Below are 13,332 nucleotides of genomic sequence, written 5' to 3'. Positions count from 1 at the left end.
GATCCGAGAGACCCGGGGCGGACCCATGGTCTCAGGCTCGCGCCGCGTTTCAGCCTTCAGACGCTTCTGCCTGTGAGTCTTCCTCGGGCTGATGTGTCATCTTCAGCCGACCGTCCTTGACGGTGAAGCTCATTCGTCCTTCGATCAGGTCGAGGGCATCGCGGCCAAATTCTTCATAGCGCCACCCTTCGAGCAAGGGCACGTCTTCCCGGTCTCCGCTGACGATCCGTTCCAGATCATCGGCGCGGGCAAGCAATTTGGAAGCGACGTTCATTTCTGCGGAACGAATTTTCAGCAGCAATTTCAACAGATCGGCAACGAGGGCGTTTTCCTTGCCAAATTTTGGTCGGCGGCCATTGCGCACTGGCATTTCTTCACGGGGAAGGGGATCGGCATTCTGGAGAACTTCCATCAGGCGCTCCCCAATGTCATTGTTTTTCCAGCCATTTGAAAGGCCGCGGACCTGACCAAGCTTTGACTGGTCCTTGGGCGGGTGCCCGGCAATATCTGCAAGCGTCTCATCTCGCATGATGCGGCCTCGCGGCAAATCCTTTGCCTGTGCTTCTTCTTCCCGCCAGGCAGCCAGCGCCTTGAGCCGTCCAAGCGCTTCCAGGTTGCGGCCCTGGAATTTGACCCGGCGCCATGCCAGATCCGGATCATTGATGTAGTTTTCCGGGTCCGCCAGACGTTCCATTTCAGCGTTGATCCACATGCCGCGACCCGATTCCCTGAGCTTCTCGAGCATCATCGGAAATATTTCGGACAAATGCGTGACGTCACCGATCGCATATTTGATCTGCCGTTCGTTCAGTGGTCTCCGCGACCAGTCGGTGAACCGGGCACCCTTGTCGAGGGTAACACCCAGCCAGCTGTCAACGAGATTGGCATATCCAATCTGTTCACTGGGGCCGAGCGCCATTGCCGCGATCTGGGTATCGAATATCGGGTGCGGGGTCTTGCCCGTCATGTTGTGGATGATTTCCACGTCCTGTCCGCCGGCATGAAAGATCTTCAGCACATCTTCATTGTCGACCAGCAGGTCGAGCAGGGGCTGCAGATCAACATCCTTGGCCAGTGGATCAATCGCTGCTGCTTCTTTGCCGTCCGAGATCTGAATCAGACACAAAATCGGCCAATAGGTATTCTCCCGCATGAACTCGGTGTCGACAGCGACAAAGTCAGCTTTGGAAAAACGTGCGCAAAGGTCGGCAATGTCCTGATTGTCGGTCAGCAAAGGATGTATTTTCATGGCAATTGCTATACAGAGTCCGGCGCAGCCCGCAAATGTTTCTGCACAGCGGAGTTCAACCTTGACAAAAGCCGCCTTTCACTGTGTTAGGCGCACCACAGTCTGCCTTTGGCAACAATCCATTTATGAAGGCCCATCATGCACGCTTACCGCACCCACAACTGTTCGCAGCTTCGCTCCTCCGATGTTGGCACCGAGGTTCGTCTCTCTGGCTGGATTCACCGGAAGCGCGATCACGGCAATTTGCTCTTTGTGGATTTGCGCGATCATTTCGGCCTGACCCAGATTGTCAGCGAGACCGGCAGCGAAGCCTTCAAGTTGCTCGACAGTGCCCGCATTGAGTCGGTGGTAACGGTGACCGGCAAGACGGTGGCGCGCGATGACGAGACGGTGAATGCCAACTTGCCCACCGGCGAAGTGGAAGTCGTCGCGGAAACCGTTTTCATGCAGGGACCGGCGGAAGAACTGCCGATGCCGGTATTCGGGGATCAGGAATATCCGGAAGATATTCGGTTGCGTTACCGCTTCCTCGACCTGCGGCGCGAGAAAGTTCACGCCAACATGATGCTGCGGTCCGAAGTTATCGCCAGCATTCGCCGCCGGATGGTCGACCAGGGATTTACCGAGTTCCAGACACCAATTCTGACCGCTTCTTCTCCCGAGGGCGCGCGCGACTATCTGGTGCCCAGCCGGGTTCACCCGGGCAAGTTCTACGCACTTCCGCAGGCGCCGCAGATGTTCAAGCAGATGTTGATGGTGGCGGGATTTGACCGCTATTTCCAGATCGCGCCCTGTTTCCGCGATGAAGATGCGCGTGCAGACCGGTCTCCCGGGGAGTTTTATCAGCTCGATCTCGAGATGAGTTTTGTCACGCAAGATGACGTTTTCGCTGCTCTGGAACCGGTCCTCGCAGGGGTGTTTGAGGAATTTGCCAACGGTCGTTCGGTAACGCCGGCAGGGGAATTCCCGCGTATTCCTTACAAGGAAGCGATGCTGAAATATGGGTCGGACAAGCCGGATCTCCGGAACCCGATTATCATCCGGGACGTCAGCGACCATTTCAAGGGGTCCGGCTTTGGCCTGTTTGACAAAATCACCGCGAGCGGCGGCACGGTTCGCGCCTTTGTCGCGCCGGAAGCCGGCAAGAATAGCCGGAAGTTTTTTGACGACATGAACAACTGGGCCCGCGGCGAGGGATTTGCCGGGCTGGGTTATATCAACATGAAAGACGGTGCCGCCGGTGGCCCGATCGCCAAAAACCATGGGGAAGAAGGAACCGCGAAGCTGCTGGCCGATCTCGGATGTGGTCCTGATGACGGCGTCTTCTTTGCGGCCGGCAAGGAAGCGGAAGCCGCCCGGCTGGCTGGTGTGGCTCGGACCCGGGCCGCAGAAAAGCTGGATCTGATCAAGGATGATGAATTCAGGTTTTGCTGGATCGTCGATTTCCCGATGTTCGAATATGACGAGGAACTGAAGAAAGTTGATTTCTCGCACAACCCCTTCTCCATGCCGCAGGGCGAAATGGAGGCGCTCGAAACGAAGGATCCGCTCGATATTCTCGCCTGGCAATATGACATTGTCTGCAACGGTGTGGAGCTGTCCTCTGGCGCGATCCGGAACCATCGGCCAGATATCATGTACAAGGCTTTTGAAATCGCCGGATATACAAAAGATCAGGTCGACAGCGAATTTTCGGGCATGATCAATGCGCTGAAATACGGCGCTCCGCCGCATGGTGGTTCTGCACCAGGTGTAGACCGGATCGTCATGCTGCTCGCAGACGAACCGAATATTCGGGAAGTGGTGGCTTTTCCGATGAACCAGAAGGCCGAAGACCTGATGATGAGTGCACCCAGCGGCGTGTCGCCCAGGCAGCTGCGCGAATTGCATATCCGGGTCGTTGAGCCGCCAAAGGAAGGCTAGTCTTTATTCCGCTAGTGGCAGGCCGGGCAATTGCCGATTATCGCCTTTGCCCATCGACCGGACCACTAATTGCGGAACGCTGCATATGACGCAACCCGAACAGCATGTCTTCTCCTCTTCCCATGGCGATATCTGCTATTTTGAATGGGGCAGGGCGGGCATCGGGCCATCTGTGCTGCTGTTGCACGCAACCGGATTTCATGCGCGGTGCTGGGATCAGGTGGTTGCTGCGTTTCCTCCCGATACCCGTGTCATTGCAGTGGATCAGCTGGGCCATGGACGTAGTGCCAGGCCGGAGATCACGGACTGGCACATGATCGCTGATGCCACGGCGCAGCTTCTGAAGTCGCTGGACATTCCGTTTGATATCGGTGTGGGACACAGCATGGGCGGGCATTGTCTGGTCCAGGTGGCGGCGCAGCTGACTGGACAGATTGGACGCCTGGTTCTTGTCGACCCGGTGATCATGGAACGCGAGACCTATCTCGACCCGCCTGATTACAGTGCGACCAATCATATGGTGGCAAAACGGCGGAACAGCTGGGCCGGACCGGATGAGATGTTCGAGCGATTTTGCGACCGGCATCCCTATCGGCTTTGGGATCCCGTTGTGCTCAGAGACTATTGCGAACATGGCCTGCTCCCCGCTGGAAACGGCACTTTTGAGCTCGCCTGTCCGCCGCAGTCCGAGGCTTCGGTCTATGCGACCAGCGCAACTGTCGACCCCTGGCCCCTGATGGAAAATATCTCGCAGCCGGTCACCATTTTGCGCGCCCCGCAGATTGAGCAAAAAGGCGGTTTTGACTTCGCTTCCTCTCCGACACCGCCGGGTCTCGCGGAGTTTTTTGTATTGGGAACAGATATTTATATCGATAATCTCACACATTTTATGCCAATGCAGGAGCCGGCGACCATTGCCGGTCTTATCCTCCAAAATCACGGTTAACCGGTTGGCTTCTGACGCTTTTCTGGGCTAGACCGACGCCATGACCATCAAGCTTTCCGACTTTGAAGCTGGCGAGAAATTCGACGGGGACTATGGCGATGCGCTGAAAGACGTGCAGGAACGGCTGGCGGACGTCCATTTCAAGCATATCATCTACGGCAATCGCACTATTTTGGTATTCGAGGGCTGGGACGCGGCCGGCAAGGGCGGGTGCATTCGGCGCATGACCGCCGAATGGGATCCCCGTTACTTCGAAGTTTATCCGATTGGCGCGCCGTCCAGCGAAGAAAAGGACCGGCATTTTCTCTGGCGTTTCTGGAAAAACCTTCCGGGAAGCCGCAATATCGCCGTGTTTGACCGCAGCTGGTATGGCCGGGTTCTGGTCGAGCGGGTGGAAGGATTTTGCAGCCAAGCCGAATGGAAACGCGGCTATGACGAAATCAACGAGTTCGAAGCGCAGCAGATTGATGGCGGCACCAACCTGATCAAACTGTTTTTCCACACGACCCAGGAAGAACAGGACAAGCGCTTTGCCCGCCGACTGGATACGCCCTACAAGCGCTGGAAAATCACGGCAGAGGACTTCCGCAATCGGGCCAGACGCGAAGATTATGTCGAAGCGATCGAGGACATGTTCAAACAAACCGACACGCGCTGGGCGCCGTGGACAGTTATCGACGGCAATGACAAAAAATCCGCCCGGATCAAGGCGATGACTCATGTTGCCGAGACGCTGGAGGCCGCTCTGCCGGAGGGTCTGCCGGATGCGGATCCGGAACTCGTCAAAATGGCGGAAGACGCTTTTGGATACAAACCCGACTGATCGTCACGCGTCACGCGTCGCGCGGCATGCATAACATCCGGATTTTGCTACTTGCGTTCTGACGGCGGCCGTTGCTTGATCGGCGGCAGATTGCCGATCATGCCATCTGGTCGGGCCGCGGCCAGCATGCGCTGGTAGGCAGGCCTGTTTTCGATCTTCTTTTTCCAGGCAGCAATGTGGGGAAACTTTTCCTTGTCGACGAGGTTCAGGCCCGTGGCGACATTGAGCGGAAACAGCATCATGATGTCGGCTGTCGAGAATTCCGATCCGCCAAACCAGGAATGTTTTGCCAGGTGGTTTTCCGAGAACTGGACCACCGCTTCGCTATCGACAAACCGGGACCGCACCGTCGGGGGCCGCGTGCGCCACGCCCGGTAATCGCTGAACAGGCGCGCGGCGAGGGACCCTTCCGCATAGTGCATCCACATGAGATGCCCGGGATAATCGACGCTGTCGCGCGCCGGGGTCAGTCGGCCGGGCGCATAGCGGGCAAGGATCAGGTCGATAATCGCTCCCGATTCCACCAGAATCTGCTCATCGATCACGACCGTAGGGACCATCGGCATTTCATGTCCGAGCGCGCGGACCTTGGCCATGGAGGCGGCAAGGTCACCGCGCACATATTCCAGCTTGTACGGCATGCCCAGTTCCTCCATCAGCCAGACAATCCGCTCGGAACGACGGCCCTCAAGATGGTAGATGGTGATGTCGGGTGCCGGGGCGTTGGCAGCTCGGCCGGCATCCGCCCGGACTTCAGTCGCAAATGTCCCGAAAAGTCCTGTGATGAAAAGCGCCAGACTGGCAGAGACAAGACGAAACATTCCAAACTCCGGGTTGCGTGACGAAGAAAGCCGAATGTGCCCGTCCCGATGGTAGTTGTCAGCATCTAATTTGCTGCGGCCATGCTGGCCCGGTTTCAACATTGCCTAGGGCTCTCCTGCCGGATATTGCCGACAACATGCAGATGTCCGTTTCGGGCGCAAAAGCGGACATTGGATTCAGTTGTTCAATTCAAGCGTTTTCAATCGTTTTCCGATCCTCTTCCGGAAGCAGGTTCCAAAGGATTTCATAGTAAGCCTTGTGTATTGAAGGATAATTTTCATCCGCAAATCTAGCAATTCGTTTGCCGTCTTTGAGGTTTCTCGGTTGATGAAACAGGTCATTCATCTTCTCCATTAGCTGGAAAAGGTCTCGGACATTTTCAACCGGCACTTCCACTGTGGATTTCATCTACTCACCTGTTCACTGATCGACCAGTTTCGTTCTCTATCAGAATTTGAAAGTGAGGGGCGTCTTATTCTTGTCTTCCAATGTCCGCTTTCGGGATGTAGCTGACCTTAGAAAATCACTCGCTCAGTCTGGCAGTTCCGCACCATAAATGTCAAAGTCGAGAAGCAGGCTTCTTTCGCCAATGGCTGCAACCGTTTCTGGTTGTAGTCGGATACCTTCATTTCCGCTTGCCAAGAACAGTCCACAAAATACTCTTCCTTGGTACAACTCAGATAACTGCCGCCACACTCCGATATCACTCTCAAGCTTCCCGAAGATATCTTGTATTTGCCCATCAACATCCCCGGGTGAACGGCGTTCAGAACCAATTCTCCAAGAACCGGTGATCGCAACTTTTTCAACACCGCCAACCGTTTTCCACACATCGCCTTTTTTTACACCCACATCCGGTTCAGCACCTAAGATTTCTGAGATGCGAGAAGGATCAAGGTCATCATTGTAGAAACCAAGAGAAACAGCGGATTTGTGAAGAATGCCCATCTTTCTTGTCTATCATAGGAGATTATTCGTTCCACCAATTTTCCCGTTGAGTTCGTTGGGTGCCAATGTCCGCTTTCGGGATTTAGCGGACAAACTCACTCCTCCGTCACCCCTTGTAATTCTTCCCGATATAGCGCGTCAGTGGTGTGTCGCTCTTCATCCGGGGGCCGCGTGGATTCTTGGTATCGTAGACCACCGCATTTTCCAGCACCCGTTTGACATAATTGCGGGTTTCGGAGATCGGGATGTTCTCGATCCACATCAGCCAGTCGATGCCGCCCATGCGCGGGTCGCCGTTGCGGCGCAGCCATTTGTTCACATTGCCCGGTCCGGCATTGTAAGCGGCGGCGGCCAGTGGCCAGGATCCGCCATAATAGGACAGCATGCGTTCAAAATAACCGCTGCCCAGCCGGATATTATATTGCGGGTCCGTGGTGAGTGCGGACATGTTGTAGCGCAGGCCCGCCTTGCCGGATTGTTCGCGGGCCGTTCCCGGCATGAGCTGCATCAGGCCGCGGGCGCCGGCATGACTGATCGCACCGATGGCGAACTGGCTCTCTTGCCGCGTGATCGCATGGATACTGGTCCAGCTGTTCTCATAGCCGAATGGCACCTTCAGCGTGGGAAAGAATGTGGCGTCAGTTACGCCGGCGCCATTGCCGACACCACTGATCCCCGAGATGACACCAAGATCGCGCTGGCCAATGCGGACGGACAGGTCGCTGAGCAGGGCATAGTCCTTGGGAGTTTCCGCCTTGTACGCGAGTGCCCGATAGAAACGGATCTGCTCGCGCCACGGTCCTGTGCGTGCCGAAGCAATCGCCGCCTGGACCAGCGTTTCGTTATTGAATACCTTGCGGTCCTCAGGCGATATTTCCGCCTGATAGGTCCGGTCAAACGCGGGCAAAGCACGGCCCAGTCGTTCATGGGCCAGCTGTCCATAGAAATAGGCGGGGAATTGCGCCGCTTTCTGGAAATAGCTGATCGCCTGGTCGGTCTGACCCGCATCCGCAGCAGCCCGTCCAGCCCAGTAATAGCCCTTGGAACGGATATTGGGAGAATTGTACGATCGTGCATAGCGGTCAAACATCGCCACCGCCTTGCGCGGCTGGCGTTGTTTCTCCAGCGCCACCGTTCCGGCCAGCCAGACCAGGTCGGAATATTTGTCCCGGATCCGGCTGTTCTGTTCGGCAATATTCACCGCGCCCGTCCATGCGTCATCGACATTGGAGGCGATGTCGTAAGCCAGCTTCCATTGCCGGTCATTGGCTGCAGCGCGCGCGTTGATCAGGTTCGACTCATACCAGGTTTCCACCTTGGCCGGCTTGACCCGCAATGGTGGGCGGGAAGCCAGCAGCTGACGCGACGCGAAGCTTTGCCCCTTGTTGCGGAGATAACGCGAGCGATCGGCGAGAAAGCCGGCATCATCGCGGGCCTGCGCGCCTACTGCACTGGCCCGGGTATTGGCATCTGGGGACTCAGTCAGCTGGGCCAGTCGGGCCGCAAATACCGGGCGCATCGAAGACGAAACGAAACCCAGTTGCCGGGTCGCGGCCTTGGTAGCGCGGGCCCAAAGCAGCGCATTCATCCGGGCATCATGATCGGCTGGTGAAAAGATGGAGCGGAACCGGCTCAGCAGGGCGGCTTCATCTTCATCCGCCATGGTCCCACCGCGCCAGGCCTGACGGGCCAGGGTGTTGGCTTTTTCGCGTTGCCCCGTGGCGAGAAGAGCAACTGCATATTTGGCTGCCCCGCCATTGGTGACCGGCGCAAAGCGATCAAAATATTGCAGCGCCATCCGCGGTGAGAAGCTTTCGATATTGATCGCCTGTTCGGCATTGCGTTTCATCCGCTCGCCATCCGGCCAGTCGGGATAGGTCATCACAAAGCCCGCATAATCCTCGAACGAATAATTGTCCGATTGCGAGAGCACCCGCCATCTTTGCAAGGCCAGTACGGCATTGCCATTGGTCGGGTCGGAAAGAGACCGGTCTCCGCTGCTTTGCCAAGCGGTCTGTTCCGCGGCCATGCAGGTGGCGGGTGTCAAAAGCAGCGACGACAGAAGAATTCTTGATACCATACTGGACATTTTGGGGTTAGGCTCCTTATCAGGCGCTGAACGGTAAACTATATCATTGTTAAGCTTGTGATAGCTGTGGCAATTTCCAGGCCAAATTTAAAGGAGTAATTCCATGTTTTCCGGCTCAATTCCGGCTCTGGTGACTCCCTTTCGCGACGGATCGTTTGCGGAGGAGGAGTTTCGGGCGCTGGTAGACTGGCAGATCGAGCAGGGGAGCAGCGGACTGGTTCCCTGCGGAACCACCGGTGAATCCTCGACTCTGTCCAATGCCGAACATCACCGGGTCATCGAAGTTTGCGTGGAGCAGGCCGCGGGGCGTGTTCCCGTGATAGCCGGCTGTGGATCGAACGATACAACCAACGCGATGCTGCACCTGAATTTCTCGAGGAAATGCGGAGCGACTGCGGGACTGGTTGTGGCGCCTTATTACAACCGTCCGAACCAGGAGGGCATTTATGCGCATTTCGAAGCGCTGACCAAAGGCAATGACCTTCCGCTGGTCCTGTATAATGTTCCGGCCCGGACGGTGACGGACATCCTGCCCGAAACGGTCGCCGCGCTCGCCAAGCTACCGTCGGTTGTGGCGATAAAGGATGCCAGCGGTGAAATTGACCGGGTGACCGATCACCGGCTTGCCTGCCCGAAAAAATTCTGTCTGTTGTCGGGTGTGGATGAATTGTCTCTGGCCTTTAACGCCTCAGGCGGCGGCGGATGTATTTCCGTCACCGCCAATGTTGCCCCCAAACTTTGTGCAGAGTTTCAGGCCGCCTGCCAGTCCGGGGACTATGACAAGGCCCGCGAGCTGAACGACATTCTCTATCCGCTGCACAAGGCGTTATTTTCCGATGCATCTCCCGGGCCAGTCAAATATGCCTTGTCCCGGGTTATTGACGGATTCCCGACCGACTTGCGCCTGCCCATGACTCCACCATCGGAAGCCAGCAGGAAAGCTGTGGATGCGGCTCTGGAAGGAGCCAGCCTGGTCTGATGGCAAAGCCCCGTCCCACCGAATTTGACAAACAGAAGGTCGTCGCGGAAAATCGCCGCGCACGGTACGACTATCATCTGGATGAAAAGTTCGAGGCGGGTTTGATGCTGACCGGGACAGAGGTCAAGTCTCTGCGTTTCGGTTCGGGAACGATCGCGGAGAGCTATGCCGAGGTCAAGGATGACGAGGTCTGGCTGATCAATTCCAATATCCCGGAATGGAGTCACGGCAACCGGTTCAATCACGAACCGAAACGGCCTCGCAAGTTGCTGTTAAACAGACGAGAGATCAACAAACTATATGGTGCGGTCAATCGCAAGGGCATGACGATTGTCCCGCTGTCGATCTATTTCAACAGCAAGGGCCGGGCGAAAATCGAACTGGCACTGGCCAAAGGCAAGAAGGCACCTGACAAGCGCGCGACCGAAAAGGAACGCGACTGGAAACGGCAACAGGGCCGGCTGATGCGCGAACATGGCTGAGCAAGACAAGGACTGGGGTGCACGAACGATCAAGCGGGCCGCCGCCTGGCTTGAGCGCAAGATGCCGACACGGGACGGGATGCGGAAAAACCGCTATCTCAAGCCGATTGCGCACCGGTTTCTGCGCTCTGACTTGTGGCGATTCACGCGTCGCTCCGTACCGCGTGGTGTGGCGCTGGGCATGCTGGCGGCCTTTCTGATTCCGGTCGGGCAGATTTTTGCTGCGGTGTTTTTGGCCCTTCCGGTCAGGGCCAATGTCCCAATCGCTGCGCTGACCACATTCATCACCAACCCGTTTACATATCCCTTCTGGATCGCGGTTGCGAACCAGATCGGCAAGTTTGTACTGCGGATCGACGCGTTGACGGCAGGTCAGCCGCTCAATGAAGGCATGCGCAGCGGACTGGGAGAATGGCTGAGCTGGTTTGTGCGCGAAGCCGGCGTCACGGCTTTCGGGTTTTTGCTGCTGGCCATTGTATTCGGAGCCCTCGGCTATGTCATCAGCTCGGTTGGCTGGAGATGGTGGGTGGCACGCAAGCGAGCCAAGCGACTGGGACAGATACATTATGGCGAGTGAAGCAGGCAGCAGTTCGGGACTGCTCAATCAGAGTACGAAGCTGACCAGTATCGGCACGCAAACCCGATTTGCGATACTGTGTGTTGCCGTCATCGCTTCTCTTGGCCTGCTATACTGGCAGGTTCCCAACACGGCATTGCTGATTGCCTTCGGAGCGATGGTTATCTGCACGGCCGCCGCGGTATATTTCATTCGGCCGCAAACCGGGCTCGAGGATGAGGCTGTCACGGAGTCGGCCGACTGGGTGGTGACTCGCCTGATCGCGGACCAGTCGGACATCGGACTTGCAGTTACGGACCGGGCCGGGCGGCTTGTTTGCGCCAATGACCTTTTCACCAAATGGTTCAACGGCCCCGCAGTGCCACCCGAACTGCCACTTCAGGATGGCGGCAATGACCTGCTTGCCACGGCGGGACGCAATGCCTGGCGGGATGGCCGGGGCTATGCCGAGGGGCTGAAGCGCGGTGTGGCGGAATATGCGGCAAAGGTGCTGCGGACAGGGCAGGGGGATGAGTATCTGCTTTGGCAATTCACGCCCGAAATTCGCGCCGATATTCTCGACGACACCATCAAGATGGTTGGCGGAGGTACGGGCCGGGCCCTGTCTGAAGCCGGGGTTCTGGCCACCGTAATCGGTAGCGAAGGCCGCATTCGGGCTTCCAATGCCGGATTCGCCTTGCGTGCAACGGGAAGCACGGATGCGAATATCTCCGGTCGCAATTTCATCAATTTTCTCCGTGCCGATGACAAGGGAACGATATTTTTCGAACGGGAAGGCCGGCACGGCACCCCGGTCCGCATGTTCCATATCCCGCTTGAGCGGACGCAGAAAAAGGGGCCGGCCCTGATCCTGCTGATCGATGATGATGGCGGGACGTTCGAACGCGGACAGGCGCTGGAACAGGTCGAGTCGATGTTGTCGCTGCTTCCGCTGGGGCTGGCGCTGACCGACCGCGATGGTCGGTTCCTGTTTCTCAACAAGGCCTTTGCCCGCACGGCCGGCGTCGGTGAAGGCGAAAAGCCGCTCTATCCAGGCGACCTGATGATCCGCGATGACAAGTCGGCAGTGGCGGATGCGGTGCGGCGCTACGCCAGCGGTCCTCCCATGTCCGGCGACATGGCAGTCCGGCTCCGCTCGGGCGGAGATGATCCGGTGGCGCTGGGCATGGCGAGTGTTCGCGGGCTGGGTGATGCGGCGGTGTTGCTCTCGATCAAGGACAATAGCGAGGAAACCCGGCTCAAAAGTCAGGTCGCACAGGCGACGAAAATGCAGGCCGTGGGGCAACTGGCAGGCGGAGTTGCGCACGATTTCAACAATATCCTGACCGCGATTATCGGTCATTGTGATCTCATGCTGCTGCGCCATGCGCCGGGCGACAGCGACTATGACGACATCCAGCAGATCCGCAACAACAGCAACCGGGCGGCCGGCCTGACCCGGCAGTTGCTGGCCTTTTCCCGTCAGCAGACCCTGCGGCCACAGATCCTGCAGTTGCCCGACGTGGTTGCGGACGTTTCCAATCTGCTCAAACGCCTGCTCGACGACAATATCGAGCTGGAAGTGAAACACGGACGCAATCTGGGACTTGTGCGGGCCGATCCGGGTCAGCTCGAACAGGTGATCATCAATCTTGGCGTCAATGCACGAGATGCAATCAATGATCGCGGACCCGGCGGTGGCACCATCTCCATTTCCACGCGTTCCGTTTCACCGGCAGAGGTGCGCGAGCTCAAAAACGAGATTCTTCCTGTGGGCGAGTATACGGCGCTGTTCGTGGAGGATACCGGCAAGGGTATTACGCCGCAGGTCATCGGCAAGATTTTCGAACCGTTTTTCACAACCAAGGAGGTCGGCAAGGGCACCGGGCTGGGACTGTCCACAGTCTACGGTATCGTGAAGCAGTCGGGCGGTTATATCTTCGCAGATTCCGAACTGGGCGAAGGCGCCAGCTTCTCGATCTACTTCCCGGTCCACAAATTGTCCGATTCCGAGAAAGCGCCGGCAAGCGAACCGCTCAAGGCAGCTGCGAAGAAAGAGCTTTGGGGCAGCGGCCATATCCTGCTGGTCGAGGACGAAGACATGGTCCGTGCCGTGGCCGAACGGGCCCTGACCCGGCAGGGTTATTCCGTCATGACAGCCTGCGACGGCGAAGAGGGGCTGGCTCATCTGGCTGCCCAGGCCGAAGCGGGCGAAGAAATATTCGACATGATCGTGTCTGACGTGGTCATGCCCAATATGGATGGCCCGACAATGGCGCAGCAAGTTCGCCGCGACTATCCGGACATGCCGATCCTGTTCATGTCCGGCTATGCGGAGGAGCAATTGCGCAAATCCATCGATCTCGACAATGTCGCATTTCTCCCCAAACCCTTTTCTGTCGCGCAGATTGCAGAAGCCGTCGGCGAAATTTTGACCGAAGAAGGCAAGGGTGACGACTAGTGTGATATAAATATCTGAAACAAAGCCAAAAAACACAGAGCTAAAAAAGTTTCG

The 13,332-nt window shown here is 57.2% G+C and carries 12 protein-coding genes; 7 read left to right on the top strand and 5 right to left on the bottom strand.

The window, feature by feature from the left end; all coding sequences use genetic code 11:
• Positions 1 to 49: 49 nt before the first annotated feature.
• Positions 50 to 1,249 (bottom strand): ribonuclease D, encoded by a 1,200-nt coding sequence (rnd, locus tag BUQ90_RS14130; protein WP_074205789.1) that lies wholly within the window; start codon positions 1,247 to 1,249, stop codon positions 50 to 52.
• 138 nt (positions 1,250 to 1,387) lie between these two features.
• On the opposite strand from rnd, the gene aspS reads away from it, so the two are divergent.
• From aspS to BUQ90_RS14115, 3 genes are all read left to right on the top strand, one after another.
• Complete coding sequence (aspS, locus tag BUQ90_RS14125) at positions 1,388 to 3,172, top strand: aspartate--tRNA ligase (RefSeq protein WP_074205788.1); 1,785 nt, start codon at positions 1,388 to 1,390, stop codon at positions 3,170 to 3,172.
• Positions 3,173 to 3,257: 85 nt separating this feature from the next.
• Positions 3,258 to 4,118, top strand: a complete 861-nt coding sequence (locus BUQ90_RS14120) for an alpha/beta fold hydrolase (RefSeq protein WP_074205787.1) — start codon at positions 3,258 to 3,260, stop codon at positions 4,116 to 4,118.
• Positions 4,119 to 4,158: 40 nt separating this feature from the next.
• A complete protein-coding gene (locus BUQ90_RS14115; protein WP_074205786.1) occupies positions 4,159 to 4,941 on the top strand; it encodes a polyphosphate kinase 2 family protein in 783 nt (260 codons plus the stop codon).
• A 47-nt stretch (positions 4,942 to 4,988) separates the two neighbouring features.
• Here BUQ90_RS14115 and BUQ90_RS14110 read toward each other — a convergent pair whose 3' ends face one another.
• From BUQ90_RS14110 to BUQ90_RS14095, 4 genes are all read right to left on the bottom strand, one after another.
• A complete protein-coding gene (locus BUQ90_RS14110) occupies positions 4,989 to 5,762 on the bottom strand; it encodes a glutathione S-transferase family protein (protein ID WP_159437116.1) in 774 nt (257 codons plus the stop codon).
• Between the two features lie 190 nt (positions 5,763 to 5,952).
• The gene (locus BUQ90_RS14105; protein WP_074205784.1) at positions 5,953 to 6,171 is read right to left on the bottom strand and encodes a hypothetical protein; all 219 of its coding nucleotides are present in this window, start codon (positions 6,169 to 6,171) and stop codon (positions 5,953 to 5,955) included.
• A gap of 123 nt (positions 6,172 to 6,294) precedes the next feature.
• Positions 6,295 to 6,711 carry a DUF4279 domain-containing protein gene (locus tag BUQ90_RS14100; protein ID WP_074205783.1) on the bottom strand — a complete coding sequence of 139 codons (417 nt, stop codon included), beginning with the start codon at positions 6,709 to 6,711 and terminating at the stop codon, positions 6,295 to 6,297.
• Positions 6,712 to 6,817: 106 nt separating this feature from the next.
• Positions 6,818 to 8,800 carry a lytic transglycosylase domain-containing protein gene (locus BUQ90_RS14095; protein ID WP_084192714.1) on the bottom strand — a complete coding sequence of 661 codons (1,983 nt, stop codon included), beginning with the start codon at positions 8,798 to 8,800 and terminating at the stop codon, positions 6,818 to 6,820.
• 103 nt (positions 8,801 to 8,903) lie between these two features.
• Here BUQ90_RS14095 and dapA point away from each other — a divergent pair, with 103 nt between their 5' ends.
• The 4 genes from dapA to BUQ90_RS14075 are packed head-to-tail and all read left to right on the top strand — an operon-like array spanning position 8,904 to position 13,278.
• A complete protein-coding gene (dapA, locus tag BUQ90_RS14090; protein WP_074205782.1) occupies positions 8,904 to 9,779 on the top strand; it encodes a 4-hydroxy-tetrahydrodipicolinate synthase in 876 nt (291 codons plus the stop codon).
• Positions 9,779 to 10,261, top strand: a complete 483-nt coding sequence (smpB, locus tag BUQ90_RS14085; RefSeq protein WP_074205781.1) for an SsrA-binding protein SmpB — start codon at positions 9,779 to 9,781, stop codon at positions 10,259 to 10,261. The genes dapA and smpB overlap by 1 nt, the downstream gene beginning before the upstream one ends.
• A complete protein-coding gene (locus BUQ90_RS14080; protein ID WP_074205780.1) occupies positions 10,254 to 10,838 on the top strand; it encodes a DUF2062 domain-containing protein in 585 nt (194 codons plus the stop codon). Before smpB ends, BUQ90_RS14080 begins: the two co-directional genes overlap by 8 nt.
• On the top strand, positions 10,828 to 13,278 hold the full coding sequence (locus BUQ90_RS14075; RefSeq protein ID WP_084192713.1) for a response regulator: 2,451 nt from the start codon (positions 10,828 to 10,830) through the stop codon (positions 13,276 to 13,278). Before BUQ90_RS14080 ends, BUQ90_RS14075 begins: the two co-directional genes overlap by 11 nt.
• The last annotated feature ends 54 nt before the right edge of the window (positions 13,279 to 13,332 follow it).

This window comes from Parasphingorhabdus marina DSM 22363 (genome assembly GCF_900128895.1).
GTDB lineage: Bacteria > Pseudomonadota > Alphaproteobacteria > Sphingomonadales > Sphingomonadaceae > Parasphingorhabdus > Parasphingorhabdus marina.
This window is presented reverse-complemented; position numbering and strand designations above follow the sequence as displayed.

Bases quoted from the DNA above. Each gene is read 5' to 3' on its own strand.
- rnd (WP_074205789.1), bottom strand. From the start codon at position 1,249: ATGAAAATACATCCTTTGCTGACCGACAATCAGGACATTGCCGACCTT.
- BUQ90_RS14110 (WP_159437116.1), bottom strand. From the start codon at position 5,762: ATGTTTCGTCTTGTCTCTGCCAGTCTGGCGCTTTTCATCACAGGACTT.
- BUQ90_RS14120 (WP_074205787.1), top strand. From the start codon at position 3,258: ATGACGCAACCCGAACAGCATGTCTTCTCCTCTTCCCATGGCGATATC.
- BUQ90_RS14095 (WP_084192714.1), bottom strand. From the start codon at position 8,800: ATGTCCAGTATGGTATCAAGAATTCTTCTGTCGTCGCTGCTTTTGACA.
- dapA (WP_074205782.1), top strand. From the start codon at position 8,904: ATGTTTTCCGGCTCAATTCCGGCTCTGGTGACTCCCTTTCGCGACGGA.
- BUQ90_RS14100 (WP_074205783.1), bottom strand. From the start codon at position 6,711: ATGGGCATTCTTCACAAATCCGCTGTTTCTCTTGGTTTCTACAATGAT.
- BUQ90_RS14105 (WP_074205784.1), bottom strand. From the start codon at position 6,171: ATGAAATCCACAGTGGAAGTGCCGGTTGAAAATGTCCGAGACCTTTTC.
- BUQ90_RS14075 (WP_084192713.1), top strand. From the start codon at position 10,828: ATGGCGAGTGAAGCAGGCAGCAGTTCGGGACTGCTCAATCAGAGTACG.
- BUQ90_RS14080 (WP_074205780.1), top strand. From the start codon at position 10,254: ATGGCTGAGCAAGACAAGGACTGGGGTGCACGAACGATCAAGCGGGCC.
- smpB (WP_074205781.1), top strand. From the start codon at position 9,779: ATGGCAAAGCCCCGTCCCACCGAATTTGACAAACAGAAGGTCGTCGCG.
- aspS (WP_074205788.1), top strand. From the start codon at position 1,388: ATGCACGCTTACCGCACCCACAACTGTTCGCAGCTTCGCTCCTCCGAT.
- BUQ90_RS14115 (WP_074205786.1), top strand. From the start codon at position 4,159: ATGACCATCAAGCTTTCCGACTTTGAAGCTGGCGAGAAATTCGACGGG.